We start from the raw sequence: 26383 nt of genomic DNA on the forward strand, positions 1-26383 counted from the left end.
TGTTGATCACAGTTCGGTGCTTAACGTTGTAGGCATCAGTAACTGGAGATCAGTGATGTCTAACCCTATCAAGCTCGAATTTTCCGAAAAGTATGACGATGAGCATGCGCGGGAATATTTACTCAAGCATCAAGACAATCTGGCGCGTCGCCTGTCCCATAAACGCGACGAGCAATTGGCTCGTGGCGCCCTGGCGATGGCCGGTGAGCCAGGCCTGGTACTGGACCTGCCGTGCGGCGCGGGGCGGTTCTGGCCGTTGCTGGCAGAGAAACCCAACCGTGTGATTATCGGCGCGGACAATTCAGCGTCGATGTTGAAGGTTGCAACCGTCGCCCAACCCGCGGAAGTTGTGAAACGGGTACGACCCTTGCAGACATCAGCCTTTGATATCGACCTGCCAGATAACGCGGTCGACAGCATTTTCTGTATGCGCCTGCTGCACCATATTGGTGACCCGGCGCACCGGCTGGCGATATTGCGGGAGTTCCAACGGGTTACCCGCGACAGTGTGATCATTTCGCTGTGGGTCGACGGCAATTTCAAAGCCTGGAAACGCAAGCGCCTCGAAGGGCAGCGGCGTAGAAAAGGTGAGCAGGAAAGTTACCAAAACAGATTTGTGTTACCAGCTGCTACTGTTGAGGCAGAGTTCGAAGAAGCCGGTTTTCGTGTCCAGGAGTCTCTGGACTTCATACCGTTGTACGCCATGTGGCGAGTGTATGTATTGCGCAAGAGGTAGCAGGATGGCAGTTGAGTGCGTAGCAGGCAGTCACGTAGCTCCCGAAGACAAGTTTGATTATTTCTGGCGCCAGCAAGGCGAGTGGGTCGAGGAACCCAATCGTCGGCGCGGCGGTGAAAGCGGTGTGCAACGCGTGATGAGCGCCAATGGCCGCTTGCTCTACAGCAAGCGCCAGACCGGGCACATCTATCGCAGTTGGCTGCACCCGTTCGGTCGCCCCACCGTGTTGCGCGAGCGGGACGCCATCAAGGGCCTGCGCTTGTTGGATGTGCGCGTACCGGAGCTGGTGTTCTGCGAGGCGCGTCGCGATGCGGATCACCACTGGAAGGCACTGCTGGTGACAGCGGCGCTCGACGGTTTCGACGAAATTGAACACTGGTACGCCGCCGGTGGCCGTGAACGCTACGGCGAAGTAGTGCACGAGCGTGTGCTCAAGGAATTAGCCGGCACCCTGGCGCGTATGCACAAGGGGCGCTGGCAGCACGGTTGCCTGTACATCAAGCATATTTTTGTGCGGGTGATGGGCGAGGGCGACTCGGCCACTGTGGACGTGGCACTGCTGGATTTTGAAAAATGTCGCCAGCGCCTGACCGCTCATCGGGCGGCGTCCCATGACATGCGGCAACTGCGCCGCCATTCGTCGTGGAGCGATAGCGACTGGCAAAAACTCAGCTACTTTTACGAGACGGCGTTTGGCAGCGCTATCAAGGGTTTAACCAAATGAAGCTAGAAATAGCACGAGGTCTGTTCCTGGTGGGGGCGTTGGGCGTTGCAGCCTTGGCCCTGGCCGCGTGGGAGCAGCCTCGCACACAAGTACTCAGTGCAACGCAGGAGGGCGCGCAATGCTTGTTGCCGCGCGTCGCCAAGGCGAGTGTGGCGGCCAAGCCTGATCACGAGCTGCTGCTGTTCATGTTTGGCATGTCTCAAGGGATGAGGCCACAGAGTTGAAACGATCAAGCCAGCCGAAAAGGGCCTTGCGATGCGAGGCCCTTTTTTTTGCGTTATTCACCGCCGGGAAACGGCCAAACTCGGCTCAAATCAGGTGCAGATGGTTATCCCAGAGCCCCGCCGGCAACTCCAGCGGTGTTGCCACCAACGGTTGCTGGCGGCAATCGTAGAAGCGGCAACGCCCTTGACCGGAGGTGACGACAAAACCATCCGCCACCGCGCCGACACCCGCGCAGTCCGGTAACGGCCCATCCAGGCGCAGCTCGCCGCTGTCCATGTCCCAGATAAAGAAGCGGTTGCCACGCGGCGCGGTCAGCGCCACCAGGCGCAACTCGCTGTGCACCGCGACGCTGGCGGTGTAATGCCCCATCGCCTGCAACTGCTCATCGGCTACCGGGAAGGGGACGAACGGCTGCCCTGGCCGCTTGATCGCCAGCAGCTCGGAACGCTCTTGGGACGGCCCCATGAATTGCTGACCGGTAAGGATGGTGCCATCGCTGGCGATGCCCATGTGGCGCACGCTGTTCATCTGTTGCGCCAGGGTTTCCTTGCTGATCAGTGTGCCGTCGCGGCACATCAATACCAGGCTTGGCTCCATGGCGTTGAGGTTCATCTCCACACGGCTTTCGGCTTCGGTGCGAATGCCGCCGTTGGCCACGATCAGTGTCTCGCCGTCGGGCATCCACGACACCTGGTGCGGGCCGATACCGTGGGTAGAAAGCTCACCGCTGTGCACCAGCCGCTCGCCTTCGAACTTATACACACCGAGCAGGCCGCGACCGGGGTCGGAGGTGTCGTTTTCGGTGGCGTACAGCCAGTCGCCGCTCTGGTGAATCACCGCATGGCCATAGAAGTGGCGATTGGCGTTCGAGGTAATGGTTTGCAGCAATGCGCCATCACGCAGGTCGATCAGGTAACTCTCGGTGCCTGGGCGTCGGGCAACAAACAACGCAATCGGTAGCGTGGGGTGGTTGATGATGTCGTGGCAACGCTGGCCAACCTGGGTGGCAAATACGGGTTTGCCGTCCAGGTGGTAGCCCACGGCGTAGTGCTTGCCGTCCGCATCATCCCGCGCCGACAACAGCAGCGGGCGTTTGTCTTTGCTTTTGAACAGCGTCCAGCCACCCAGGGTGAGTGCGCTGAGCAGTACGCTGCCAATGGCCAAAGCCTGTCGCCTGAGCATCATCAGTCACCGTCGTTGGCGTTAAAGCCCAGTTGGATGCCCAGCGCCTTGGCCAGTTCGCCTTCGTGCAGGCGGTGAACCACATTGAGGCTGTCGTAGAGGTCATTGAGTTGCTGGCGCCCGGCGTCATCGTTCAACAGTTCGTTGAGGGTGCGCTGGTTGCTGGCGAACAGTTTCAGCGATGCTGCATAGGCAGCGTCGATCTTGTCGGCCAATGGCTTCTGATCCGCCGGCAGCAGGCCGCGCAGGCCCTTGTTGTCGACGCCGACCCACACGGTCTGGGCGGCGGCGAGGCTGGCCTCCAGGCTTTGCAGGGACGACTGGCTGCGCCATGCGTCAGCCTGGAACGGCTGCGGGATGCCCTTGGTCTGGCGGCCCATCGGCGTGCCGAGTTTTTTCTTCAGGGTGTCCAGCGCGGTCACTTGCACACGCAGCAGATCAGCGATCGCTTCGTGGGAATCGGCGTAGCGCTGGTTGGGAAACTTGCTCATCTGCGCGAGCATGCCGTCGGTGCTATTCCAACTGGCCAGGATCTCTTCAGCCAAGGCTTTCTGACGGTCGCCGATGGCCACCAGCAGCGGGCAATAACGCGCTTTCTGTGCCGCGTCGGCGAGGTCGGTCTTGGCGTCGTAGAGGATGTATTCGTAGGCCGACAAGCCTTGTACCACCACGCTGGACTTGGCCAGTTCGGCGCCGTCGATCTGCGGCTGGCTGGCGACCAGTTGTTCTACCTGACGGCCCACCAGGTTCTTTTTGTCCGGCCAGAACTGCACCTGCCACGAACGGTTGCCTTCAGCCAGCGGGCCGATCAGCAGCGGTTGCAACTCGGCCCAGGCTTTTTGCGCGTGGAGGAAGTCTGCGCGGGCGGTGTCCAGGCTCTCCTTGCCTTGGCAGTAGGCCAGGGCGCTGACGGCCAGTTGACGGTCGGCCTCGACCCAGCGGCTGTAGGTCGGCAGGATCACTTGCTTGGCGATCGCCGCCGAGGTCACGGCTTGCGGGTCTTGTGGCGAGCAGGCGCCCAGCGCAAGGGCGGCCAGGCTGGTGAACAACAACTTGGGACGGAACATGTCGAGCTCCCTTCTGTAAGTGGGGCAAAGCTTATAAAGAATTCAGGAACGCCAGCAACGCAGCGCGCTGCTCGGCATTGAAGGACAACACATGCTGCTGCGCCGCTTGTGCCTCACCGCCGTGCCAGAGCACGGCTTCCAGCAGGTTGCGCGCGCGGCCGTCATGCAGAAACTGGGTGTGGCCACTCACGGTTTGCGTCAGGCCGATGCCCCACAACGGCGCGGTGCGCCAGTCGCGGCCGCCGGCCTTGAATTCGCTGCGGTTGTCGGCCAGGCCCGGGCCCATGTCGTGCAACAGCAGGTCGCTGTAGGGGCGGATCACTTGGTTGGCCAGTTCAGGTTCGGCGGCCGTCGCTGCGGTGGTGAACGACGGTTTGTGACAACCCTGGCAACCCGCCTGGTAAAACAGGTTCTTGCCGTCCAGCACTTGTGGGCTGTCGACATCGCGACGCACGGGTACGGCGAGGTTGCGGGTGTAGAACAGCACCAGGCGCAGGATGTTATCGCTGACCTCCGGCTCGCCGTCGGGGCCGTTGCCGTTGGGCGCCTGCTTGCAGGCCACTTGGGCGTCGGTGCAGTCATCGAAGGGTCTCAGGGAGGTGGTGAGGCCCATATCACCAGAAAACGCGTGAACATTTTGTTGATTGAGGTTGGGTTGCCCGGCTTTCCAGCCAAAGCGCCCCAGAACAGTCTTTTGCCGAGCGTCATCCCACACCCAATTCGCGCGGCCGACCAGGGCTTCTCTATCGGCGGTTTTCGCGTCGGTGTTGCGCAGGATATCCGCCTCGCTGATGGCTTCGAGCAGGCCCAGGCCGATCATCGGCGGGGCGATGCGCGCAGAAAAACGCGTGTCGGGGTGCATCGGGCCATAGCCCAGTTGGGTGATCTGCAGGTTTGGCTGGCGCAACTCGACGACGGTACCGTCCTTGAAGGTGACGTTGACCGGCGTGTAGTCGACGCGCACCTTGCCTTCGGGTTCTACACCGGGCACGGCCATGTCTTGCAATTGCCCGCCATAGACCGGCTCGGGCACCACGCCGGCCTGTTCAATGAGTTTGGCGTAGGCGGGCGCATCCGGGATCGACAGACGCACCAGCATCGACACTGCATTGGCGGCGTCGGGCAGCGGCGGGTGGCCACGGCCATCCTTGATATGGCAGTTCTGGCAGGCGTTGGTGTTGAACAGCGGGCCCAGGCCATCACGCGCGGTGGTGGTGGACGGCGCGATCACCCAGGGGCTGCGGAAAAAGCTGTTGCCGACGCTGAAGTCCAGGCGGCGCGTGGGCGACAGGTTGGCCGACGGCAGGGAAAACGCGTTCTGGTCGCGCTTGTTCACCGTCGCCGCGCCGCCCGCACGCGCCTCACCCGGCTCGGCCTTGGCAAACCTGGGGGCGTTATCGCACGCAGTGAGGCCCAGGGCCATGCAAGCGATGGACAGACGAAAAAGCGAGCGGAACATCGAGTTTCCTGAACGAAGGCGAAAAATCTGGTCGCAAAGTCTAACAGGGCCGGGGGGAATGAATAAGAGCAATTATCGTTTGGTGGTAGCCGATTCATTCCCGCTAGAATGACCGCACATTTTTTTTGGAGGTGACCAATGCAGGCTATCGACGCTTTGCTCAACCGTGTTTCCGTGCCGCGCTTGCTGGAGCCGGCACCGACCCAGGCGCAGCGCGACGTGTTGTTCGCCGCCGCCATGCGCGCGCCTGACCACGGCCAGCTGCGTCCTTGGCGTTTCCTCACGGTGGAGGGCGCCGCCCGCGAGCGGATGGGCACGCTGCTGGCCGAAGCCGCGCGCCTGCAAGACGCCGACGCCCCGCAAGCCGCCATCGACAAGGCGCAGAACGGCCCGTTGCGCGCACCGCTGGTGGTGGTGGTGATTGCCCGTTTGCAGGAACACTTCAAGGTACCCAAATCCGAACAATTGCTGGCCGCTGCCTGCGCGGCCCACGGCATTCTGCTGGCGGCATACGCACAGGGGATCGGCGCGGTGTGGCGCACCGGCGAATTGTCTTACTCCGCTCATGTCGCCAAGGGCCTGGGGCTGAAGCCGGATGAAGAAGTGATTGGCTTCCTTTACCTGGGCACGCCGCAAAACCCACCGCGCACGGCGCCGAAGGAAGATGTGGCGCAGTTTGTTCAAGCCTGGAACGGTCTTTGAACGATCACTGAGCTGCTTGATGTGGGCGCTGGCAAACCCCGCTCCCACAGCGGCTTCATGGCGTTGGTGAGCGGATCGTTGGCGGTGCAGGAGCGTTCAGAGCGGCTGGGTATGCCGTTCGGGGCGTGACCAGATCCACAGGTTGCCCAGGCTCATGCCGGCAATGGCCAGGTAAATCGGCCAGCCGTGGTCGAGCATCACCAGCATCACTATGGCGCACAGCAGCATGCTCACGGTGGCGCTGACCTTGGCCCTGCGCGCGATGATCTTGCCGTTGCGCCAGTTGAACAGGATCGGCCCGAACAGGCGGTGGTTTTCCAGCCAGGCGCTGAGGCGTGGCGAGCTTTTAGTGGCAGCCCAGGCAGCCAGCAGGATGAATTCGGTGGTGGGCAAACCCGGCACGACAATCGCCACCAACCCGATGCCCAGGCTGATGTAGGCCAGCAGTCCGAAAAGGAGCTGGACGATTTTCGAGGTGGATTGGGTTTTACCGGTCATGGTGAAACTTATCTGGGGAGAAGGTTTACAAAAGTGCGAACTGAAATGCAGTTTAACGGTGGAAGGGGGCTTGCACCCTCCCACAGTTGATCGCATTTCAATTCAGACGTCAGGCCAGTTCAGGCGCGCTAGCGTACGCCTGTTCCAGCAACACGGTGAAGCGTACAAACGCATCGACCGCGCCTTGTTCCACGGCGGCTTCTTCTTCGGCGCTCAATTGCAGAGCATCCAGGGTGCGGGTGAAGCTCTTCCAGCCTTCGGCGCGACCGCCGGCCGGTTCGCCCAGGTGGCGGGCCCCGAAGGTTTCGCTCAGGCCCAGGCCCACGGCGCGTTTGATCAGGAACGCGGCGCCCAGCTTGGAACCTTCAGACACGAACAGCCAGCCCAGCGCTTGGGCCTTGCTTGGGTTCTTGAGCGCGCCGGCCACCGGTGCGGGCACTTCAGTGTCCAGGTCGGCAAGGTCCAGTTTGGCGGCGTCGGCGCGGCAGCGCGCGGCCAGGTCCGGGACGATCTTGATCAGTTCGGCATCGTTGTACAGGCCCACCAGTTCCGATTGGAACAAGTACTGCGCCACCACGAAACGGGCAAAGTTGGCCTGGGTTTCGAACGGTCCATGGGCTTTTACCAGCGCATCGAGCTTGGTGTGCGGCTCATTGGTGATCTGGTTCAAGCGCTGGGAGCGCAGGCTTGGGCGTTCTGCGGTAGGGGAAGCGGTCATGAAAAAGTCCTTGAGAAGGGAAGCGCCTTGTTGCCCTAAAGAGAGCGGTTATCAACTAGACGAACAAGAAGACGCGGCACAGTAAAAAATCCTCACCTGGCCGATGAAATCTCGGCGAGGTGAGGGAGGCGTGGTCAGATGTCCCAGACCACGTTGATCGCAAAGTTGCGACCCGGCTGGGTCAGGCGGTCAAGGCTGGCGGGGCCCGTCACTGCGGCTTCGCCGACGCTGTCGTAGCTGCGCACGTCATCCCAGTTCCAGTACTTTTTGTCGGTCAGGTTGTAGAAGCCGCCGTTGAGGGTCACGTCGTTGGTCACCTTGTAGTAGGCGGTCAGGTCGAGAATGCCGAAGCCCGGGGTCTTGAACGGGCCTTCGGTGCTGCCGTCGGGGGCGTGAAAGGTGCTGCTGTCGACGCGATTCTGTTTTTTCACCAGGGTCCAGCTCAGCAGGCCACCGTAGTTGTCCTGCTCATAGCCCAGGCCGAACACGCCCTTGAGCGGGTTGACGCTGTTAAGCGGTTCACCGTTGTCGTCGTTGCGGCCGTGGGCGTAGGCAACCGCGCCTTGGGTGTAGAGGCCTTGTGGCGCGCCGAATGCGTCCAGGTTCAGGCGGCCCTTGGCTTCTACGCCCTTGACGGTGGCGCGTTTGATGTTCACGGCCTTGAACTGCTCGACGGTACCCGCGACCACGGCGTTGTCTTCGTCGATAAAGTCGCGGTACTTGTTGTAGAACACCGCGATCTCAAAAGACCCCTCGTCAAACTTCCCGCGAAGCCCGGTTTCGATGCCCTTGCTGGTTTCCGGCTTGAGGTCGGGGTTCGGCTCCACGAGATAGCCGATGTTCAGGTTCTCGAAGCGCCCATAGAGGGATTTGGCCGAGGGGGTGCGGAACCCTTCGGCGTACTGGCCGAACCATGTGTAGTGATCGGTCAGGGCGTAGGTCAGGCCAAATTTGGGCGTGACACGGTGCCAGGTTTTTTCCTTGTCGCTCACTTGGTCCGCACCGGTGGGGTTCACGGTGTTGAGGAATTCCTCGGTCAGCTTGGGTTTGAGCCGGGTGTAGTCGTAGCGCACGGCGGGCAGGAACGTCCATTTATCCCAGCTGATCTGGTCTTGTGCGAACAAGGAGTAAGCGTTGATGGTTGGGTCGGGGAAGTCACTGGACTTCTTCACGCTGTCGCCGGCTTGCGGGCTGGGCGCGCCGATGGCCGTGCAACCGGAGCCGACAGCGAGGCAATAGGCCGAGCCCTCGCGGGACCCGGTGACTTTTTGCTGTTTGAGCGTCGTGCCGTAGGTCACCTGGTGATCGGTTTCACCCAGGCTGAATGCTTTGTCCAACTGAGCGTCGAAAACCCACTGTTTCTCTTCGTAAAGCGTGTCGCGGGTACGCATCACGCGCCGGCCCGACTGATAGATTTCGGCGGTCGTCTGGTCGGTCTTGGCGATCTGGTAATTGAGGCTGGTCTTGATGCGGTCGGCTATCGGTGACGCGAGGGCGAAGCTGTTTTCCAGGCCGAAACGTTCGCGGGTAATGGTGTCGTTGCCGCGACGGTCACGGTACAGGTTGAAACCGCGCCCGCCGATGAACGGGCCGCCCACCGCGTTCTTCAGGTTGATGTCGCGATCATCCTTGTACTTCTCATATGTCAGGCCCAGGCGGTTGTCGTCACCGTAGTTCCAGCCCAACTTGGCCAGCACGTTGGTGGTGCGCGCGTCTTCCGGGTTGGCGCCGGTGCGGTCCAGCCCGGTGGCGTTATTGCCGTCATAGGATTCGGTTTCATGGCCGTTGCGCTGGCTCAGGTGCAGCAGGCCGTCGAAGTCCTGCACGCGACCGGCGAAGGTGCCGGACGTCAGCCAGCTCTCATCGGCGGAGCTGTAGCCGGTCTTCAGGCGGGCGCCGACATCCTGGCCGGGCTTGATGATGTCATCCGGGTCGAGGGTGAAATAGCTCACCGCGCCGCCGATGGCGCTGCTGCCATACAGGGCTGAGGCGGGGCCACGCAGGATCTCTACGCGCTTGACGATTTCCGGGTCGACATAGTTGCGGCGGGTCTTGGCGTAGGGGCCGTTGAAAAAGTTGTCGGGTACTTCCACGCCGTCCACTTGGGTGAGGATGCGGTCGCCATCGATGCCGCGGATGTTGAAACCGGCATTGCCCGACCGTGTGCCGGCGCCGCCCACCGACACGCCGGGCTCGTAGCGCGCCAGTTCGCGGATGGTGTTCACGTTCTGACGGTCCAGCGCTTCGCGTTCATGCACGCTGACGGTGCTGGGCACACTGTTCACATCCTGTTCGTTGCGAGTGGCGCTGATGGTCACCTGCTGCAGGTTGAGGGTGCCGCCGGCTGCGCGTTTCTCCAGCACGATGCTGTTATTGCCCAGTTTGCGGTAGCCCAGGTTGGTCCCCACCAACAGCCGGTCCAGCGCTTTTTCCGGCGGCAGCGGGCCGCGCACGCCAGGCGACGACACGCCTTGGCCGAGCTCTGCCGGCAGGCCGACTTGCCAGCCGGTCACGGCAGTAAATGCGTTGAGCGCCGAGACCAGCGGCTGCTGCTCGATGCTGAAGGTGTAATTGCCGTGGCTGCGCGCGGCGGGCTCGGCGGCGCTGGCGGTCATCACCGGCACGCCGGCCAGCAGGATGGCGGCGGTCAGCAAGGACAGGACGGGCGAAGAAGACCGGCGATTGAAACGAGAGGACATCGAGAGCGCTCCGGGGTACGAATCTTATAGTTGCGAACCGAACCAAATAGGAATCAGTTGCATTGGCTAAGACGAGACGTACCACCGAGGGCTATCGAGTAAAAATTGTTCTCATTTAATTCAGGATAACCAGCGCCGGGTATTCCGAGAGCGTGGCCGAGGTGATGTGTGCCAGGGAACGCACCACGTCCAGCGGCTGGTCGAGGCGGTAATTTCCGGTGACGGCGACGCGGGCGAGACGGTCGTTGGTGTTGACGATCCAGCCGGGATAATACCGGCGCAATTCGGCAAGCACTTCGCTCATCGGGCAGTTTTCGAAGATCAGCCGGCCTTGGACCCAGGCCAGGTCTTTGTTGGCATCCAGCTTGGCCGGCTGGCCGAAGCCTTTGGGGCCGATGCGGATACTTTGCCCCGCGCTCAGGCGCACGCGGGCGTCGTCGACGGTGTTGCTCAGGTCGACATCACCACGCTGCACTTGCACCTGGGCCTCGCCATTGAGGTAGCGCACGGCGAAGGCGGTGTCACGTACGCTGGCGCGCACTGGGCCGGCGTCGATCTGCAAGGGCTGGTCGTGGTTCGGCGTGACTTCAAAAAACGCTTCGCCCTGGTACAGGCGGGCGATGCGCTGGTGATCCTTGACGTCGCTGGAAAACGCCGAGTTGGTGTTGAGCAGCACTTTGGAGCCATCGTCCAGTTGCAAGCGCTGACGTTCGCCGACCACGGTGAGGTGGTCGGCTTGCAGGCGCACCGGCAAATTGCTGAAGCTGAACAGGCCGATCAACAGCACGGCGGCTGTTGCCAGTGGCTTCCAGTACGGTTTGATCCGGCGCCAGGCGCTGGGCGTGCGCGGCGCCGCCAGGGCCGCGGCGGCGCTGTGTACCGGCGCGCCACCCCAGGCCGCCTGGGCTTTTTCGAAGGCATTGGCGTGGGCCGGGTCGCTGGTCAGCCAGCTTTCAAACTCGGCCTGCTGCCCGGGCTGCGGGCACTGCAGGGCGATCAGCCAGTCGAGGGCCTGGTCCATAGCCGCGTCTTGCAACACCTCATGAGCCAGCTCATGGGCGCGCAGTTTGTTCGGGTCTGTCACGGTGTGCCTCGGGTCTTCGCCACGTTCTATTCATTTTCTACGGCTTGGGTCGACATTTCTGTCGGATGCAGCTTAAGGCCGATCCAGCCGTTCGGCCACACCTACGCAAATGGCCATGATCAATTTCAGTTCTTTTTGCACGGTGCTCAAGGACACGTTCAACTGATCGGCAATCTCCTGGTAGCTGCAACCGTGCAGGCGGCTGAGGATGAAGATCTGCTGCTGGCGCGCGCTTAACTGGCCCAGGCTGACGCTCAGGTGTTCCAGCAACTGCTCGGCCTGGGTGGCGTCTTCGGGGGGGCTGATGGGGGCGGCAACGCTTTGTAGGATGTCCAGCGGTACATCTTCCTGCAACGTACGGGCCTGGATCCGACGCGCGCGCAGGTGATCCAGCGCCAGGTTGCGTGCGGTTTGATAGACGAAGGGTTCGAGGTGATCGATGGGCCGCTCGCTCAGGGCCCGGGTGACGCGCAGGTAGGTTTCCTGCAACAGGTCCTCGGCGGTGCTGTGGTTATTCACCATCCGCTGCAAGGTGCGTAGCAGAATCACCCGTTGGGTGAGAAAGACATGGTTAAAGCGAGATTGGCTCACAGGCGTACCCGACCGATTTTCAGTTAATGATAATGCTTATCATCAACTGAAATGGCAAGTGGCTATTGCTGCAGGCCTACATAGAGCAAATGCGGGAAGGGGGCTTGCCCCGATAGCGCGGTGTCAGTCACCCCCATCTCTGACTGATAAATCGCCATCGGGAGCAAGCCCCTCCCACAAAAGCCACATGCACAACGCTCGTTATTCGGCGTTGCACAGTGCCAGGCAGTTATCCAGCATGCGGTTGGAGAAGCCCCATTCGTTGTCGTACCAGGCCAGCACTTTGAGCAGCTTGCCGCTTACCTTGGTGTGGTTGGCGTCAAAAATCGACGACAGCGGGTTGTGGTTGAAGTCGCTGGAAACCAGCGGCAGGGTGTTGTAGCCGAGGATTTTCGAGTGCTGGCTGGCTTCCTTGAGCAGCGCGTTGACTTCTTCGGCGGTGGCTTCTTTTTTCAACTGTACGGTGAGGTCCACCAGCGACACGTTGATCACCGGCACACGCACGGCCATGCCGGTCAGCTTGCCCGCCAGCTCCGGCAGTACCAGGCCCACCGCTTCGGCGGCGCCGGTCTTGCTCGGGATCATGTTCTGGGTGGCCGAACGCGCACGGTACGGGTCGGTGTGGTAGACGTCGGTCAGGTTCTGGTCGTTGGTGTAGGCATGGATGGTGGTCATCAAGCCGCTTTCGATACCCAGCTCGCGATGAAGCACCTGGGCGACCGGTGCCAGGCAGTTGGTAGTGCACGAGGCGTTGGAGATGATCTGGTGGGACTGGCGCAGAATGTCATGGTTCACGCCATACACCACGGTGGCGTCCGCACCCTTGGCCGGTGCCGAGATGATCACCTTGCGTGCGCCGGCGGTAATATGGGCGGCAGCCTTGTCACGGTCGGTGAACAGACCGGTGCATTCAAATACCACGTCGATCTTGTGTGCGGCCCATGGCAGGTCGGCCGGGTTGCGAATGGCACTCACGGCAATCCGGTCACCATTGACGGTCAGGCTTTCCTGATCGTGGGCGACCTCTGCGTCGAAAGTACCGTGCACGGTGTCGAATTTAAGCAGGTGGGCATTGATCGAGCTGTCGCCCAGATCATTGATGGCGACGATCTGCAAATCCTGGCGATAGCCTTGGGTATACAGTGCGCGCAGGACATTACGGCCGATACGGCCAAAACCATTGATTGCGATACGAAGAGTCATTGGAAGGTGCCTGTCGTCGATTTGTTGTAAGAATTACAAGATTATTCGCATAAAAATAGAAAACAAGCCTTTTTAGTGGCAATATTTTGTTCAATCTACAACGAGTGACCTGAATCAACTGGTCCGATGATTTAAACGACACCCTGCCATCCCATGCGCTGCGGGCGTTTGATCAGCATAGACACTCAGGTCGCCACATCCGTTAGCCTGGAGTTCTACACATGCATCCCCGCGTTCTTGAGGTCACCGAACGGCTTATCGCCCGCAGCCGCGCCACTCGCGAGGCTTACCTTGCGCTCATTCGCGGTGCCGCCAGCGACGGGCCGATGCGTGGCAAGCTGCAATGCGCCAACTTCGCCCACGGCGTGGCCGGTTGCGGCACCGAAGACAAAAACAGCCTGCGCATGATGAATGCCGCCAACGTGGCAATTGTTTCTTCATATAACGACATGCTTTCGGCGCATCAGCCGTACGAACATTTCCCGGAACAGATCAAGAAAGCCCTGCGCGAAGTCGGCTCGGTCGGCCAGTTCGCCGGCGGCACCCCGGCCATGTGCGACGGCGTGACCCAAGGCGAGCCAGGCATGGAACTGAGCCTGCTCAGCCGTGAAGTCATCGCCATGTCCACGGCGGTTGCGCTGTCCCACAACATGTTCGATGCCGCGCTGATGCTGGGCATCTGCGACAAGATCGTCCCCGGCCTGATGATGGGCGCGCTGCGCTACGGCCACTTGCCGATGATCTTCGTACCGGGCGGCCCGATGCCCTCAGGCATTTCCAACAAGCAGAAGGCCGACGTGCGCCAGCGCTACGCCGAAGGCAAGGCCACCCGCGAAGAGCTGCTGGAATCGGAGATGAAGTCCTACCACAGCCCCGGTACCTGCACCTTCTACGGCACCGCCAACACCAACCAATTGCTGATGGAAGTGATGGGCCTGCACCTGCCGGGCGCCTCGTTCGTCAACCCGTACACACCGCTGCGTGACGCCCTGACCCGCGAGGCCGCGCATCAGGTCACACGCCTGACCAAGGCCAACGGCAACTTCACGCCGATCGGCGAAATCGTCGACGAAAAATCCATCGTCAACTCCATCGTCGCCCTCAACGCCACCGGTGGTTCCACCAACCACACCTTGCACATGCCGGCCATCGCCATGTCGGCGGGCATTATCCTCACCTGGCAGGACATGGCCGACCTCTCCGAGGTGGTGCCGACCCTGTCCCACGTGTACCCGAACGGCAAGGCCGACATCAACCACTTCCAGGCGGCGGGGGGCATGTCGTTCCTGATCCGCGAGCTGCTTGAGGCCGGCCTGCTCCATGAAGACGTTAATACCGTCGCGGGCAAGGGCCTGAGCCGTTACATCCAGGAGCCGTTCCTGGTCGACGGTGAACTGGTCTGGCGCGACGGCCCCATCGAAAGTCTCGACGAAACCATCCTGCGCCCCGTGGCCCGCGCGTTCTCGCCCGAAGGCGGCCTGCGCGTGATGGAAGGCAACCTGGGGCGTGGCGTGATGAAAGTTTCCGCCGTGGCCCCTGAGCATCAGGTGGTTGAAGCACCGGCGGTGGTATTCCAGGACCAGCAGGACCTGGCCGATGCGTTCAAGGCCGGCCAATTGGAAAAGGACTTTGTCGCGGTCATGCGCTTCCAGGGCCCGCGCTCCAATGGCATGCCGGAGCTGCACAAGATGACGCCGTTCCTCGGTGTGTTGCAGGACCGCGGTTTCAAAGTCGCGTTGGTGACAGACGGGCGTATGTCCGGCGCGTCGGGTAAGATCCCCGCCGCGATTCACGTCAACCCCGAAGCCCAGAGCGGCGGGCCGCTGGCGCGGGTGCGCGATGGCGATATCATTCGCGTGGATGGCGTGACAGGTACCTTGGAGCTTAAGGTAGACGCCGAAGAATTTGCAGCGCGCACGCCTGCCACGGGCCTGTTGGGCAATAACGTGGGCGCCGGTCGCGAGCTGTTTGCATTTATGCGCTTGGCCGCAAGCTCCGCAGAGCAGGGCGCCAGCGCCTTTACCTCTGCCTTGGAGACGCTTAAGTGAAGCTTGCGCTGGTCGGTGATATCGGGGGTACCAACGCCCGTTTTGCGTTGTGGCGGGATTCGGCACTGCATTCGATTCGTGTGCATGCCACGGTGGATTACTCCAGCCCTGAAGAAGCGATCAAGGTCTATTTGCAGCAAGAAGGCCTGAACATCGGCGATATCGGCGCAGTCTGCCTGTCGGTGGCCGGGCCGGTGAGCGGCGATGAATTCAAATTCACCAACAACCACTGGCGCCTGAGCAAGGCTGCGTTCTGCAACACGCTGCAGGTGGAGCAACTGCTGTTGGTGAATGATTTTTCGGCCATGGCCCTGGGCATGACCCGTTTGCAGCCCGACGAATACCGTGTGGTGTGCGCGGGCACGCCGGAGCCGTTGCGCCCGGCGGTGGTAATCGGCCCGGGTACTGGCCTGGGTGTCGGCACCTTGCTGGACCTCGGCGCAGGTCGTTACGCGGCGTTGCCGGGCGAGGGCGGCCATGTCGACCTGCCCCTGAGCAGCCCGCGGGAAACTCAGTTGTGGCAACACATTTACAACGAAATCGGCCACGTCAGCGCCGAAACCGCCTTGAGCGGCGGCGGGTTGCCGCGTCTGTACCGGGCGATCTGTGCGGTGGACGGCCACACGCCGGTGCTGGAAACGCCCGAAGCCATCACGGCGGCGGGTTTGGCCGGCGATCCGATCGCCATGGAAGTGTTGGACCAGTTCAGCATCTGGCTGGGCCGGGTTGCAGGCAATAACGTGTTGACCACCGGTGGGCGCGGTGGCGTGTACATCGTGGGCGGGGTGATACCGAGGTTTGCCGACTTCTTTATCACCAGCGGTTTCGCCAAAAGCTTCGCGGACAAAGGCTGCATGAGTGACTATTTCAACGGCATTCCGGTGTGGCTGGTGACAGCGCCGTATTCGGGGTTGACCGGGGCGGGTGTGGCGCTTGAGCAGGCTTTTACGTAGGCATCAAGAACACCCCATAACAACAAGGAGGACCCCGTGAGCGTAATCAGTAAATCGATTCTCCTCGTCGACGACGACCAGGAAATCCGCGAATTGCTGCAAACCTACCTCAGTCGCGCCGGTTTCCAGGTGCGGGGCGTACCGGATGGTGCGGGGTTCCGTCAGGCGATGAACGAGGCGCCGTGCGACTTGGTCATCCTCGATGTCATGCTGCCGGACGAAGACGGCTTCAGCCTTTGCCGCTGGATCCGCCAGCACCCGCGCCAGGCGCAGGTGCCGATCATCATGCTGACCGCCAGTTCCGATGAGGCCGACCGCGTGATCGGCCTGGAGCTGGGCGCCGACGATTACATCGGCAAGCCGTTCAGCCCCCGTGAGTTGCAGGCGCGGATCAAGGCCCTGTTGCGCCGCTGCCAGTTCGGTCAGGAGCGCAGCAGCGGCGGCGATGTGCTGGTGTTCGATGAATGGCGCCTGGACATGATCAGCCATCGGCTGTTTCACGTGGATGGCGAAGAGGTGATCCTTTCCGGTGCCGATTTTGCCTTGCTCAAATTGTTTCTCGACCACCCACAAGAAATCCTCGACCGCGACACCATCGGCAACGCCACCCGTGGCCGCGACCTGATGCCGCTGGACCGTATCGTCGACATGGCCGTGAGCCGCCTGCGCCAACGCCTGCGCGACACCGAAAAGCCGCCGCGGCTGATCCGCACCGTGCGTGGCAGCGGCTATCAACTGGCAGCCAGCGTGGTTGCCGGCAATGCCCACTGAGCCTGTAACCGAACGCCGCCGCCGCTTCCCGGTGCCGCGCTCATTGCTGGGGCGCATGCTGCTGCTGACCTTGCTGGTGGTGCTGTTCGCCCAGGCGCTGTCCAGCGTGATCTGGGTGTCGCAGTTACGCGCGACCCAGCTCGAAGGCCTGGTCACCAGCGCCCGGAGCCTGGCGCATTCGATGACCGCCAGCGTGAGTTACTTCCGTTCGTTGCCGGTGGCCTATCGGCCGTTGGTCCTCGACCAATTGCGCAGCATGGGCGGCACCCGGTTCGTGGTGACGCTCAACGATCGCCCGCTGGAGATGCAGGTACTGCCCGAAACCCCGCGCAAACAAGCGGTGCTGGTCGCGGTCGATGAAGTACTGCGCCAGACCCTTGGCGCCGACGTGGTGATCTCAGTGGAGTTCGTCAGTGCCGAAGACCTGCGCATCTTCAATGCCGGCCTCAAGCTTGATGAGCTGCCGCGCTCCTGGGCTCATTACGCCTTGACGCTGGAGCCCGTGAACCCGCCGGTGCTGGTCACCCAGATTCAACTCGCCCCCGGCGAATGGCTGTACATCGCCTCGCTGTTGCCCGAGCCCTACACCAGCCTTGAGGAACAAGGCCTGCCGTCCCAGCAGGTGTGGTTTATCGTGCTGACCAGTGGTTTTCTGCTGTTATTCATCGGCCTGTTGGTGCACTGGCAGAGCCGCCCACTCAAGCGCCTGGCGCGGGCGGCGCGGGATATGTCGCTGGGCGCCGACGTGGAGCCGGTGGCCGAAGGCGGCGGCAGCGAAGTGGTGGAAGTGGGTCGTGCCTTCAACGCCATGCGCGAGCGCATCAGCCGTTACCTGACCGAGCGCAGCCAGTTATTCAGCGCGATTTCCCACGACCTGCGCACCCCGATCACCCGCCTGCGCCTGCGCGTAGAGCTGCTGGAAGACGAAAACCTGCAAACCAAATTTGGTCGCGATCTGGATGAATTGGAGCTGCTGGTGAAAGGCGCGTTGCAATGCGTCAAAGACACCGATATCCACGAGAACATCCAACCCGTCGACCTCAACCATGTGCTCGAATGCCTGGTGGAACCTTACGTCGCGCCGAACGGCAATGGTCGCGTGACCCTGGATGGCTACGCCCTGGCGGCCTACCCAGGCAAGCCACTGGCGCTCAAGCGCTGCATCGGCAACCTGATCGACAACGCGTTGAAGTACGGGCAGAACGCCCATTTGCATATCGAAGATGATGGCGCGCAGTTCATCCTGCACGTGGATGACGAAGGGCCCGGGGTGCCGGAACAGCGTTTGGAGCAGGTGTTCGAGCCCCACTTTCGTCTGGCCGGGCAGCAGCAGGGTTATGGGTTGGGCCTGGGGATCGCGCGCAATATTGCCCATAGCCATGGCGGGGAAGTGAGTTTGCAGAACCTTCGCGAAGGCGGGCTGAGGGTGACCCTTCAGCTCCCGCGAACGCTGGACTAACTGTGGGTCAGATGCTTTGGCGCAACCGGGCCAAGTCTCTGAGCGGCGGCGCACCAAATAGCCGGCTGTATTCCCGGCTGAACTGCGACGGGCTTTCATACCCCACCCGATACCCGGCCGCCGAGGCTTCCAGCCCCTCGGCAATCATCAGCCTGCGCGCTTCCTGCAAGCGCAGCTGTTTCTGGTACTGCAGCGGGCTCATGGCGGTAATCGCCTTGAAGCGATGGTGCAGGGTCGAAACGCTCAGGTTGACTTCCTTGGCCAGGTCATCGATGCGCAACGGCTGTTCGTAATTGCCATTGAGCCACTTGATCGCCTGGCTCACCCGATGGCTCTGACTGTTGGCCACGGCAATTTCATACAAACGATAGCCCTGCGGCCCACGCAGCAAGCGGTAGAGAATTTCGCGGTTGATCAGCGGCGCCAGCATGGCGATGTCTTTGGGCGTATCCAGCAAGCGCGCCAGGCGCAGTACGGCGTCGAGCAGTTGATGGTCGATCCGGTCCACGTACATCCCGCGCGACGTTGGGCGTGTAGGCACGCCCATGGGGCCAGCCTCGGCGATCAGCGCTGTGAGTTGCGCCGGGTCGATGTTGATGCGCACCGACAGGTTCGGGTCGTCCGGCGTGGCATCGATGATGCGCCCGGCCACCGGCATCGCCACCGAAAACACCAGATAGTTGAGCGGGTCATAGGCGAAGATTTCGTCAGCCAGGCGCACTTCCTTGCTGCCGTTGGCGAGGATGCACAACGCGGGCTCCACCAGCACCGGCATGAAGTCTCGCGGTGTGTTGTGACGGTTCAGGTACAACGAGGTGATTGCGGTGCCGTAGGAACCATCTTCCCAGGTATGCCGGTGCACGATGCTGGCCAGTTCGGCGCGCTGTTTTTCCATCTCGGCATCGAGGGGGGTAGGCTTATGTTCGGGCGACGACATGGCGCGTCCTCTGCGGCGGCTTTGATGGGGCTCAGCTTAGCGGCGGCCTTTGAAAAAGTGTTAGGTCGATTCTGCATAATCCTTGCCTGATCCTGCGGCCTGTCGTCAATCAGGCAAGCGCGAGGCGTTTCATCTGCCTGAAACATGGCGTGTGTGCGTGGAATAAAACCGCTGGGCCAACGTCCTATCTACGCTTCTCGCAGGATCGTGCAATAAGCCGGCAGGAATTGACTAACCGCGCGCTCACCCGCGCCGTTATCGTTGATCCTGTGGCAACACACCCTCACAGTGCTTGCCGAGCATCACTTCTCAACGGGAGAGTCGAACATGTCCACCCCCATTCCCGCGAGCCATATGGCCTTTATCCGCGCCCGCACCGGGTGCAGCACCGAACTCGGTGCACGCTTGAGCAGTTTGATCGAACCGGGCCGCCAGGCTCAGGGTTGCCTGCAGTTCTCGTTGCAGCATTCCCAGGTCGACCCCGATGTGTGGCTGGTTTCGGGCTTTTGGAGCAGTGAGCAGGCGATGAGCGCCTACTTCAACTCGCCGGCCCTGCTGATCTTTACCGAGCTGCTGAACGACATGGTCATCCGCAGCATGGACTTCCAGACCTTCACCGATGCATCCGCTGCACGCGCCTACGGCGAGTACCTGCAACTCGCCGGTTGAACCGGTTTAGAATGGCCGCCTTTCCATTGGCCAGGACCTGCAACATGGCACGTAAACAATTTGCCCACCACGAAGCCGTTTCCGCCGTAGTACCGGGTGACGGAGGCTACAGCGCCGCCGTGGCCGTCAAGGCGCTGGATGGCATGGGCGCCCCGCGGTTTCACAAGATCCTGGATGGGCAGAGGTTCAAGACCGCCTCGGATGCTGATGATGCCGCCACTGTGCAGCTTGAGCGTCTGGTCGATGTGGACGTAGAGGGGCAACTGACGTGGGCACCTGCCGCTGACTAAAGGTGGGGCTTGCTCCCGATAGCGGTGTATCAGCTACAGATAGGCTGACTGACACAGCGCCATCGGGAGCAAGCCCCCTCCCACCATGGGTTGCATTCCACTCAGGGTTTTGCAGCGCCAGGCCGGTACATCTTGAACAACGCTTCGGGCCCCAGCTGGAAGTAATCCGCCGGGCCGCCGCCGCGTAGAATCGGTTCGGCGGCAGCGGTGTCATAGATGCCGTCCTTGAGCAGCCACTTGGCGATGTGCACCGCGACTACCTCGCCCAGTACCAGCCAGCTTGGCACCAGCTCCTTGTCGGCGCGTTGCAACTGGATGATCTGCGTCACCTTGCACTCGAACGACACCGGGCTCTCACCCACGCGCGGTACGCCAACGATTTTCGAAGCCACCGGCGTCAGGCCGGACAACTCGAATTCATCCACCTGCGGCGAGACCGCCGCGCAGCTCTGGTTCATCTGCTCGGCCAGCGGGCGCGTGGCCAGGTTCCACACGAATTCGCCGGTCTGTTCGATGTTGTTCAGGCTGTCTTTGCGCCCGACACTGGAAAACCCAATGATCGGCGGAATGTAATTGAACGCATTGAAAAAACTGTAGGGCGCCAGGTTCAGGTGGCCTTCACGGTCGTGTGACGAAATCCAGCCGATCGGCCGTGGGCCGACGATGGCATTGAACGGATCATGAGGCAGGCGGTGGCCGTTGGCGGGTTCGTAGAAGTGGATATCGTCGGACATGGGCCGGGGTTCCTGCTGCGGGGTTCTGGGAGGCGACCATACTGCAACCCATGGGCGCGAATTTCCATTGGCCCCATGGAATTTTCATTGATTGCCCACCTATTTTTCACAGCGTCCCGTTCAGTCTGCGGCCAAGGTCGACACTCCATAAGTCGGCCATTGAAAGACTGAGCTTCGGAGCCTTTACCCCTATGAATAAACTTCCTCAGATCACCCTGGCGTTCTGGGTCATGAAAATCTGCGCAACCACCCTGGGCGAAACCGCCGGGGACTTGTTGTCGATGACCTTGAATGTTGGCTACGCACTCAGTTCGATGATCCTGATCAGCGTGTTCCTGGTCACCCTGGTGACACAACTCTGGTCGAAAACCTATAACCCCATGCTGTACTGGATTGTGATTTTGTCCACCAGCACCGCTGGCACGACGATGTCGGACTTTATGGACCGAACCCTGGGCCTGGGCTACGCCACCGGTTCAATGATCCTGATCGTGATCCTGATGATCATCTTTGCGCTGTGGCACCTCAGTGGTGATTCGCTGAACGTGAACAAGGTGCAGACCTTGCGGGGCGAGTTGTTCTATTGGATGGCGATCCTGTTTTCCAACACCCTGGGCACCGCATTGGGTGACTTCCTGGCGGATGATTCGGGGCTGGGCTTTGCCGGCGGCGCCTTGTTGATCGGCTCGACCATCGCTGCGGTAGTGGCGCTCAAGTACTTCACCCAAATCTCGGCGGTGCTGTTGTTCTGGGTGGCGTTTGTGCTGACCCGGCCTTTCGGTGCGACCCTGGGCGACTTCCTGACCAAGCCCCATGAAAAGGGCGGGTTGGATTTCGGCACCATTGGTTCATCGGCCGTGTTGGCTGCAATCCTGGTGGTGATGATTGTCGGCGCGGCGTATGCACAGCGACGGTATGGGCGACCACCAGTGGCAGAGGTGTCCTGATTCACCAAGCGACATAAAACCGATGTGGGAGGGAGCAAGCCCCCTCCCACAGGTTTAGCGGGTCAGGCTTTTAGTCCGTGGTAATCCGCGAGTGCTTGCGGGTGTCCTTCATGGTCACGTAGACCAACAACGACACCGCAATACAGGCGGTCACGTACCAGTAGTAACCGGTTTCCATGCCGATGCTCTTGAACCACAGTGCGATGTATTCAGCGGTACCGCCGAAGATCGACACGGTCAGTGCATAGGGCAGGCCGACGCCCAGGGCGCGGATTTCGGTCGGGAATAACTCGGCCTTCACCACGGCGTTGATCGAGGTGTAGCCGCTGACGATAATCAGCGCCGCCATGATCAGGAAGAACGCGCCCCACCAGGTCTGGATGGTGTGCAGGGTGGTGAGGATCGGTACGGTGAACAGGGTGCCGAGGATGCCGAAGGCGATCAGGATCGGCCGACGACCGACTTTATCCGACAGCCCACCGACGATCGGCTGCAGGCACATGAACAGAAACAACGTGGCCGCCGAGATGGTGGTGGAGTCGGAGATGCTCATGCCGACGGTATTCACCAGGTATTTCTGCATGTAGGTGGTGTAGGTGTAGAACGCCAGGGTGCCGCCCATGGTCAGGCCGACCACGGTCATCAGTTCCTTGGGGTGGCGCATCAAGGTGCGCATTGCGCTTTCCTTGGCTTTTTCTTTTTTGCTGAACGACTCGGTTTCTTCCATGCCACGACGCAGGTACAGCGCGACCACTGCGCACAGGGCGCCGATGGCGAACGGGATGCGCCAGCCCCAGGCATAGAGTTGTTCGGTGGTGAGCACCTGTTGCAGCACGATCAGCACTGCCAGGGCAATGAGCTGACCGGAAATCAAGGTCACATATTGGAAGCTGGAGAAGAATCCGCGACGTTCCCGTGTCGCCATTTCGCTGAGGTAGGTGGCGGAAGTGCCGTATTCGCCCCCTACCGACAAGCCTTGCAGCAAACGGGCGAACACCAGCAGGATCGGAGCCCCGATACCGATGGTTTCGTAGCCAGGGCTCAGCGCGATCAACAGCGAGCCGAAGCACATCAGCAGCACCGAGGCCATCAGCGCAGCCTTGCGCCCCTTGTAGTCGGCGTACATGCCCATCAACCAGCCGCCGATGGGGCGCATCAGGAAGCCGACGGCGAAGATCGCGGCGGTGTTCATCAACTGAGCGGTGGAGGAGCCGGCTGGAAAGAAGGCTTTGGCGAAGTACAGCGAAAAGGCGGCGTAGACGTACCAGTCGTACCACTCGACCATGTTGCCGACCGAACCGCTGAAGATCGATTTGATGCGACTGGTGGTGGTGCGTTCCTGCGCAGGCGCAGCCACCGAGCCCAGAGGCAGGGAGTTGGAGTTATCCATTGAAGGATCCTTCATCTAGTTGTTTTTATGGAGCGGCGCGAACGCTGCCTGGCTGGGGCTATAGCAGGAGCTGTGCCAGGTGGATGAAGGCCCGGTCTAGAGGGGTTTGCGGTTTTTTTTGAGCGGAATGTTGCTGATGGTTTTGCAGCGGTGAGCGGAAATCCGCTCATTGATCCTTGAGAAACATGTCCCGTGCAAGGCCATGGCGCTGCATCTTTTCATTGAGGGTTCGGCGGGGCAGTTGCAGCTCCGCCAACACCTCTTTGATATCGCCTTTATGCCGGGTCAGTGCGGCTTTCAGGCAATGGGCCTCAAAGGCTTCCTGCTGCGCGGCGAGGGATTGCCCGGCTTCGATGCCTTCCGGTTCGGACTCGCCGAGGCCCAGCACCTGGCGCTCGGCGACGTTGGCCAGTTCACGCACATTGCCTGGCCAGTCGTGACTGAGCAGGCGCCCCAGCGCCGCACCGCTCAAGGGCTGGGCAGTGCGGCCCAAGCGCTCTGCGGCGTCATGGGCGAAGTGTTCATACAACAGCGGGATGTCTTCACGGCGCTCGCGCAGCGGTGGCAGGCGCAACTGGGCCACGTTGAGACGATATGCCAAGTCTTCACGAAAGCGTCCGGCGCGGGCCTCTTCCAAAAGGTCCGGCTTGGTGGCGGCGATGATGCGCAAGTCTACGTGGATGCTCTGGTTGGACCCCAATCGCTCCAGCTTCTGTTCCTGCAACACCCGCAGCAATTTCACCTGCTGGGCCAGGGGCATGCTTTCGATTTCATCCAGGAACAACGTGCCGCCGTGGGCGTATTCCAGCTTGCCGATGCGTTTGCCCTGGGCGCCGGTAAACGCGCCGCTTTCGTGGCCGAACAGTTCGGCCTCGAACAGTTGCTCGGGGATCGCCGCACAGTTGAGCGCCACGAACGGTTTTTTCGCCCGCGGCCCACAGTCGTGCAGGCAACGGGCGACCCGTTCTTTGCCGCTGCCGGTTTCGCCTCGGATCAGCACGTTGACCGGCAAGCTCGCCAAATCGAGCACCTGGCGGCGCAGGTTCTGCAAGCCACGGGACACGCCAAGCAGGCTGGATTCGAGTTGCGCGCGGTGATCGGCCTGCTGATGCAGGCGACGGTTCTCCAGGATCAGCCCACGTTTATCCAGGGCGCGGCGCAGACTATTGAGCAGGGTATCGGGGCTGAAGGGTTTTTCCAGAAAGTCGTAGGCGCCGTCGCGCATCGCCTCGACGGCCATCGGCACATCGCCATGGCCGGTGAGCAGGATCACCGGCAAGTCGGCGTCGCGGCGTTGCACCTCGGCGAGCAGCTCCAGGCCGCTGAGCCCGGGCATGCGCACATCGCTCAAAATGACCCCGGCAAAGTCCCTGGGCAATTGCGCCAGGCATTCTTGGGCACGGCTGAACAGTTGCACCTCAAACCCCGACAGGCTCAACCACTGTTCCACGGCCGTGCGAATGCTGGTTTCGTCATCGACCACAATCACCGCATTTAACATAGGTCCGGCGTCTCCAGCGCGATGGGCAGGGTCAGGGTGAACACCGCGCCGTCGCCGCGGTTACCGGCGATCAGGCGGCCGCCCAGTTCATGCACGATAGCGTAGGACACCGCCAGCCCCAAGCCGAGGCCGTCGCCCACCGGCTTGGTGGTGAAAAAGGGGTCGAACACATTGCTCAAGTGTTCTTCGGCAATGCCGCCGCCGCTGTCGCTGACGCTCAAAACCCAAAGCTGCTGGTCGGCATGCACACGGATTTCCAGGCGTTTGCGTGGCTTGTCCACCATGGCGTCGAGGGCGTTGCGCAGCAGGTTGATCAGCACTTGTTCCAGGCGTATCGCGTCGCCGCGTACCCAGGCCGGGCGGGTCAGGTCCAGCACGACGCCGATGCCTTCATCACGCAGGCGTGCATCGAGCAAGTGCAGGGACTGGTCGACGACCGTGGCCAGGTCCAGGCGCTCGCGCAGGCCGCTGGGGCTCTTGCGCGCAAAGGTCTTGAGGTGGCCGGTGAGCGCGGCCATGCGCGTGAGCATGTCGTCCAGGGGCGTAAGCGCCTTGTAGGCGTCGTCCACGCGACCGTGATCCAGCAGCAGGCGCAGGGTCGCCAACTGCATGCGCTGGGCGGTCAGAGGTTGGTTGATTTCGTGGGCGAGGGCGGCAGACATCTGCCCCAGCGCGGCCAGCTTGGCCGATTGCACCAAACCCTCTTGGGCGGTGCGCAGGGCCTGGGTGCGTTCTTCCACCAGTTGTTCCAGCTCTTCGCGGCTGCGTTGGCGCAAGCGGGCCAGGCGCCAGCGTTGGCTCAGGAACAGCGCCAGGAACACCAGCGCCAGCCAGGAACCGGCGGCGGCCAGGCCAGCGTTGCGTTGGTCTTCAAACGGGAACTGCGGTTTGCGCAACAGGTGCAGGGTCCAGCCTTCGGCCTTCAGCGGCAGGGATTCCCAGATGTAATTGGCGCTGCCGTCGGGGCCGTTGACGCGCATCAGGTGGCTGTTTTCGTCAAAGCGTTGCAGGGTGCTGGTGTCCAGCGGTTGCAGGTGTTTCTTGTCGTATTGGCGGGTGGCCTTGAGTTCGGCCAGGTCGCTGTCCGACAACGGGCGCAGGTTGCGATAGCGCCAGCCCGGCTGGTTGGCGATAAATACGATGCCACGCGCATCACTCACCAGCAGCAGGTCATTGCCCTGGGCCCATTCGCGCTCAAGCTCCGGGAATTCCAGCTTGACCACCATGGCGCCGAGAAACTGCTCCTGTTCATCGAGCACCGCGCTGGAGAGGAAGTATCCCGGAATCCCCGTGGTCACCCCCACCGCATAGAAACGCCCGGTACCCTGGCTTCTGGTCTGGCTGAAATACGGGCGAAACGCATAGTTATGCCCCACATAACTACTCGGCAATGCCCAGTTGCTGGCGGCTACGGCCAGGCCGGTGCGGTCCATCAGCTCCAGGGTGGAGGATTGCGCAGCGCCGTTGATGCGTTCGAGCTTGCGGTTGAGCGTGTCTTGTGTGGCGGCATCCATCGGGCCTTTGAGCGCGCTGATCATTTCCGAGTCCAGCGCCAGCACGGCGGGCAGCGCGCGATAGCGTTCGATCAGGGTGTGCAGGGAGTTGGCGTACAGCGCCAATTGCTGGTTGGCGCGGGCGGCATCGTCGATCAGGGCCTGACGTTCGGCATGGCGCGTGGCCAATGCCGCGGCCAGCACCGCACCGGCGATGATCAACAGGGAATAAAAGGTCAGGCGCAGGGGGCGAGGAATCGCGATCATACGAAGATGAACAGCTGCAATAAGGGTGAGCACAAT

25 protein-coding genes are annotated in these 26383 nt (G+C 61.6%); 11 read left to right on the forward strand and 14 right to left on the reverse strand.

Going from position 1 to position 26383, the window contains the following annotated elements; genetic code table 11:
* Positions 1–55: 55 nt before the first annotated feature.
* The 3 genes from AB4N98_RS17975 to AB4N98_RS17985 are packed head-to-tail and all read left to right on the forward strand — an operon-like array spanning position 56 to position 1684.
* A complete protein-coding gene (locus AB4N98_RS17975; protein WP_017529271.1) occupies positions 56–736 on the forward strand; it encodes a class I SAM-dependent methyltransferase in 681 nt (226 codons plus the stop codon).
* A gap of 4 nt (positions 737–740) precedes the next feature.
* Complete coding sequence (locus AB4N98_RS17980; RefSeq protein WP_017529270.1) at positions 741–1460, forward strand: lipopolysaccharide kinase InaA family protein; 720 nt, start codon at positions 741–743, stop codon at positions 1458–1460.
* On the forward strand, positions 1457–1684 hold the full coding sequence (locus AB4N98_RS17985; protein WP_017529269.1) for a hypothetical protein: 228 nt from the start codon (positions 1457–1459) through the stop codon (positions 1682–1684). The genes AB4N98_RS17980 and AB4N98_RS17985 overlap by 4 nt, the downstream gene beginning before the upstream one ends.
* 85 nt (positions 1685–1769) lie before the next feature.
* On the opposite strand, the gene AB4N98_RS17990 is transcribed toward AB4N98_RS17985, so the two are convergent.
* From AB4N98_RS17990 to AB4N98_RS18000, 3 genes are read right to left on the reverse strand one after another with little or no spacing between them, the layout of a single operon-like run.
* Entirely contained in the window at positions 1770–2867 is a 1098-nt protein-coding gene (locus AB4N98_RS17990; RefSeq protein ID WP_068935934.1) for a DUF1513 domain-containing protein, read from the reverse strand.
* 2 nt (positions 2868–2869) lie between these two features.
* A complete protein-coding gene (locus tag AB4N98_RS17995) occupies positions 2870–3934 on the reverse strand; it encodes an imelysin family protein (protein WP_017529267.1) in 1065 nt (354 codons plus the stop codon).
* 31 nt (positions 3935–3965) lie between these two features.
* Positions 3966–5393 (reverse strand): di-heme oxidoreductase family protein, encoded by a 1428-nt coding sequence (locus AB4N98_RS18000; protein WP_368949330.1) that lies wholly within the window; start codon positions 5391–5393, stop codon positions 3966–3968.
* Between the two features lie 138 nt (positions 5394–5531).
* Between AB4N98_RS18000 and AB4N98_RS18005 the strand changes: the two genes are divergently transcribed.
* Positions 5532–6095, forward strand: coding sequence for an NAD(P)H nitroreductase (locus AB4N98_RS18005; RefSeq protein ID WP_017529265.1), 564 nt, complete (start codon positions 5532–5534; stop codon positions 6093–6095).
* Positions 6096–6191: 96 nt separating this feature from the next.
* On the opposite strand, the gene AB4N98_RS18010 is transcribed toward AB4N98_RS18005, so the two are convergent.
* The 6 genes from AB4N98_RS18010 to gap all read right to left on the reverse strand — a co-directional run bounded on the left by AB4N98_RS18010 (position 6192) and on the right by gap (position 12888).
* Positions 6192–6593, reverse strand: coding sequence for a YbaN family protein (locus tag AB4N98_RS18010; RefSeq protein WP_460148849.1), 402 nt, complete (start codon positions 6591–6593; stop codon positions 6192–6194).
* Between the two features lie 109 nt (positions 6594–6702).
* Positions 6703–7311 carry a biliverdin-producing heme oxygenase gene (locus AB4N98_RS18015; RefSeq protein WP_460148850.1) on the reverse strand — a complete coding sequence of 203 codons (609 nt, stop codon included), beginning with the start codon at positions 7309–7311 and terminating at the stop codon, positions 6703–6705.
* A 134-nt stretch (positions 7312–7445) separates the two neighbouring features.
* Positions 7446–10010 (reverse strand): TonB-dependent receptor, encoded by a 2565-nt coding sequence (locus AB4N98_RS18020; RefSeq protein ID WP_460148851.1) that lies wholly within the window; start codon positions 10008–10010, stop codon positions 7446–7448.
* Between the two features lie 115 nt (positions 10011–10125).
* The gene (locus AB4N98_RS18025) at positions 10126–11094 is read right to left on the reverse strand and encodes a FecR family protein (protein WP_065879542.1); all 969 of its coding nucleotides are present in this window, start codon (positions 11092–11094) and stop codon (positions 10126–10128) included.
* Between the two features lie 72 nt (positions 11095–11166).
* On the reverse strand, positions 11167–11685 hold the full coding sequence (locus tag AB4N98_RS18030; RefSeq protein WP_017529260.1) for an RNA polymerase sigma factor: 519 nt from the start codon (positions 11683–11685) through the stop codon (positions 11167–11169).
* Positions 11686–11886: 201 nt separating this feature from the next.
* A complete protein-coding gene (gene gap / locus AB4N98_RS18035) occupies positions 11887–12888 on the reverse strand; it encodes a type I glyceraldehyde-3-phosphate dehydrogenase (protein ID WP_003175856.1) in 1002 nt (333 codons plus the stop codon).
* A gap of 221 nt (positions 12889–13109) precedes the next feature.
* Between gap and edd the strand changes: the two genes are divergently transcribed.
* From edd to AB4N98_RS18055, 4 genes are read left to right on the forward strand one after another with little or no spacing between them, the layout of a single operon-like run.
* Positions 13110–14936 (forward strand): phosphogluconate dehydratase, encoded by a 1827-nt coding sequence (edd, locus tag AB4N98_RS18040; protein WP_003175855.1) that lies wholly within the window; start codon positions 13110–13112, stop codon positions 14934–14936.
* Positions 14933–15889, forward strand: coding sequence for a glucokinase (locus tag AB4N98_RS18045; RefSeq protein WP_065876985.1), 957 nt, complete (start codon positions 14933–14935; stop codon positions 15887–15889). Before edd ends, AB4N98_RS18045 begins: the two co-directional genes overlap by 4 nt.
* A gap of 36 nt (positions 15890–15925) precedes the next feature.
* Positions 15926–16660 carry a response regulator gene (locus tag AB4N98_RS18050; RefSeq protein WP_017529258.1) on the forward strand — a complete coding sequence of 245 codons (735 nt, stop codon included), beginning with the start codon at positions 15926–15928 and terminating at the stop codon, positions 16658–16660.
* On the forward strand, positions 16650–18119 hold the full coding sequence (locus tag AB4N98_RS18055; RefSeq protein WP_017529257.1) for an ATP-binding protein: 1470 nt from the start codon (positions 16650–16652) through the stop codon (positions 18117–18119). The genes AB4N98_RS18050 and AB4N98_RS18055 overlap by 11 nt, the downstream gene beginning before the upstream one ends.
* Before the next feature lie 7 nt (positions 18120–18126).
* Here the strand turns inward: AB4N98_RS18055 and AB4N98_RS18060 are convergent, their stop codons facing one another.
* Positions 18127–19056, reverse strand: a complete 930-nt coding sequence (locus AB4N98_RS18060; protein WP_017529256.1) for an AraC family transcriptional regulator — start codon at positions 19054–19056, stop codon at positions 18127–18129.
* A gap of 327 nt (positions 19057–19383) precedes the next feature.
* On the opposite strand from AB4N98_RS18060, the gene AB4N98_RS18065 reads away from it, so the two are divergent.
* Complete coding sequence (locus tag AB4N98_RS18065) at positions 19384–19725, forward strand: putative quinol monooxygenase (RefSeq protein WP_017529255.1); 342 nt, start codon at positions 19384–19386, stop codon at positions 19723–19725.
* A gap of 44 nt (positions 19726–19769) precedes the next feature.
* Entirely contained in the window at positions 19770–20015 is a 246-nt protein-coding gene (locus AB4N98_RS18070) for a hypothetical protein (RefSeq protein WP_026067373.1), read from the forward strand.
* A 101-nt stretch (positions 20016–20116) separates the two neighbouring features.
* Here AB4N98_RS18070 and AB4N98_RS18075 read toward each other — a convergent pair whose 3' ends face one another.
* Positions 20117–20749 carry a flavin reductase family protein gene (locus AB4N98_RS18075; protein ID WP_065876983.1) on the reverse strand — a complete coding sequence of 211 codons (633 nt, stop codon included), beginning with the start codon at positions 20747–20749 and terminating at the stop codon, positions 20117–20119.
* Between the two features lie 191 nt (positions 20750–20940).
* On the opposite strand from AB4N98_RS18075, the gene AB4N98_RS18080 reads away from it, so the two are divergent.
* Positions 20941–21696: a COG4705 family protein gene (locus AB4N98_RS18080; RefSeq protein ID WP_065876982.1), complete on the forward strand. Its 756-nt coding sequence runs from the start codon at positions 20941–20943 to the stop codon at positions 21694–21696.
* A 70-nt stretch (positions 21697–21766) separates the two neighbouring features.
* Here the strand turns inward: AB4N98_RS18080 and AB4N98_RS18085 are convergent, their stop codons facing one another.
* The 3 genes from AB4N98_RS18085 to AB4N98_RS18095 all read right to left on the reverse strand — a co-directional run bounded on the left by AB4N98_RS18085 (position 21767) and on the right by AB4N98_RS18095 (position 26347).
* Positions 21767–23086 (reverse strand): MFS transporter, encoded by a 1320-nt coding sequence (locus AB4N98_RS18085; protein ID WP_017529251.1) that lies wholly within the window; start codon positions 23084–23086, stop codon positions 21767–21769.
* A 166-nt stretch (positions 23087–23252) separates the two neighbouring features.
* Positions 23253–24587 carry a sigma-54-dependent transcriptional regulator gene (locus AB4N98_RS18090; RefSeq protein WP_017529250.1) on the reverse strand — a complete coding sequence of 445 codons (1335 nt, stop codon included), beginning with the start codon at positions 24585–24587 and terminating at the stop codon, positions 23253–23255.
* Positions 24581–26347: a sensor histidine kinase gene (locus tag AB4N98_RS18095; RefSeq protein WP_017529249.1), complete on the reverse strand. Its 1767-nt coding sequence runs from the start codon at positions 26345–26347 to the stop codon at positions 24581–24583. Before AB4N98_RS18095 ends, AB4N98_RS18090 begins: the two co-directional genes overlap by 7 nt.
* Between the last annotated feature and the right edge of the window lie 36 nt (positions 26348–26383).

The organism is Pseudomonas sp. S3_E10 (genome assembly GCF_054667615.1).

Coding starts and splice junctions, on each gene's coding strand:
- AB4N98_RS17975 (WP_017529271.1), top strand. CDS start 56: ATGTCTAACCCTATCAAGCTCGAATTTTCCGAAAAGTATGACGATGAG.
- AB4N98_RS17980 (WP_017529270.1), top strand. CDS start 741: ATGGCAGTTGAGTGCGTAGCAGGCAGTCACGTAGCTCCCGAAGACAAG.
- AB4N98_RS17985 (WP_017529269.1), top strand. CDS start 1,457: ATGAAGCTAGAAATAGCACGAGGTCTGTTCCTGGTGGGGGCGTTGGGC.
- AB4N98_RS17990 (WP_068935934.1), bottom strand. CDS start 2,867: ATGCTCAGGCGACAGGCTTTGGCCATTGGCAGCGTACTGCTCAGCGCA.
- AB4N98_RS17995 (WP_017529267.1), bottom strand. CDS start 3,934: ATGTTCCGTCCCAAGTTGTTGTTCACCAGCCTGGCCGCCCTTGCGCTG.
- AB4N98_RS18000 (WP_368949330.1), bottom strand. CDS start 5,393: ATGTTCCGCTCGCTTTTTCGTCTGTCCATCGCTTGCATGGCCCTGGGC.
- AB4N98_RS18005 (WP_017529265.1), top strand. CDS start 5,532: ATGCAGGCTATCGACGCTTTGCTCAACCGTGTTTCCGTGCCGCGCTTG.
- AB4N98_RS18010 (WP_460148849.1), bottom strand. CDS start 6,593: ATGACCGGTAAAACCCAATCCACCTCGAAAATCGTCCAGCTCCTTTTC.
- AB4N98_RS18015 (WP_460148850.1), bottom strand. CDS start 7,311: ATGACCGCTTCCCCTACCGCAGAACGCCCAAGCCTGCGCTCCCAGCGC.
- AB4N98_RS18020 (WP_460148851.1), bottom strand. CDS start 10,010: ATGTCCTCTCGTTTCAATCGCCGGTCTTCTTCGCCCGTCCTGTCCTTG.
- gap (WP_003175856.1), bottom strand. CDS start 12,888: ATGACTCTTCGTATCGCAATCAATGGTTTTGGCCGTATCGGCCGTAAT.
- edd (WP_003175855.1), top strand. CDS start 13,110: ATGCATCCCCGCGTTCTTGAGGTCACCGAACGGCTTATCGCCCGCAGC.
- AB4N98_RS18055 (WP_017529257.1), top strand. CDS start 16,650: ATGCCCACTGAGCCTGTAACCGAACGCCGCCGCCGCTTCCCGGTGCCG.
- AB4N98_RS18060 (WP_017529256.1), bottom strand. CDS start 19,056: ATGTCGTCGCCCGAACATAAGCCTACCCCCCTCGATGCCGAGATGGAA.
- AB4N98_RS18065 (WP_017529255.1), top strand. CDS start 19,384: ATGTCCACCCCCATTCCCGCGAGCCATATGGCCTTTATCCGCGCCCGC.
- AB4N98_RS18070 (WP_026067373.1), top strand. CDS start 19,770: ATGGCACGTAAACAATTTGCCCACCACGAAGCCGTTTCCGCCGTAGTA.
- AB4N98_RS18075 (WP_065876983.1), bottom strand. CDS start 20,749: ATGTCCGACGATATCCACTTCTACGAACCCGCCAACGGCCACCGCCTG.
- AB4N98_RS18080 (WP_065876982.1), top strand. CDS start 20,941: ATGAATAAACTTCCTCAGATCACCCTGGCGTTCTGGGTCATGAAAATC.
- AB4N98_RS18085 (WP_017529251.1), bottom strand. CDS start 23,086: ATGGATAACTCCAACTCCCTGCCTCTGGGCTCGGTGGCTGCGCCTGCG.
- AB4N98_RS18090 (WP_017529250.1), bottom strand. CDS start 24,587: ATGTTAAATGCGGTGATTGTGGTCGATGACGAAACCAGCATTCGCACG.
- AB4N98_RS18095 (WP_017529249.1), bottom strand. CDS start 26,347: ATGATCGCGATTCCTCGCCCCCTGCGCCTGACCTTTTATTCCCTGTTG.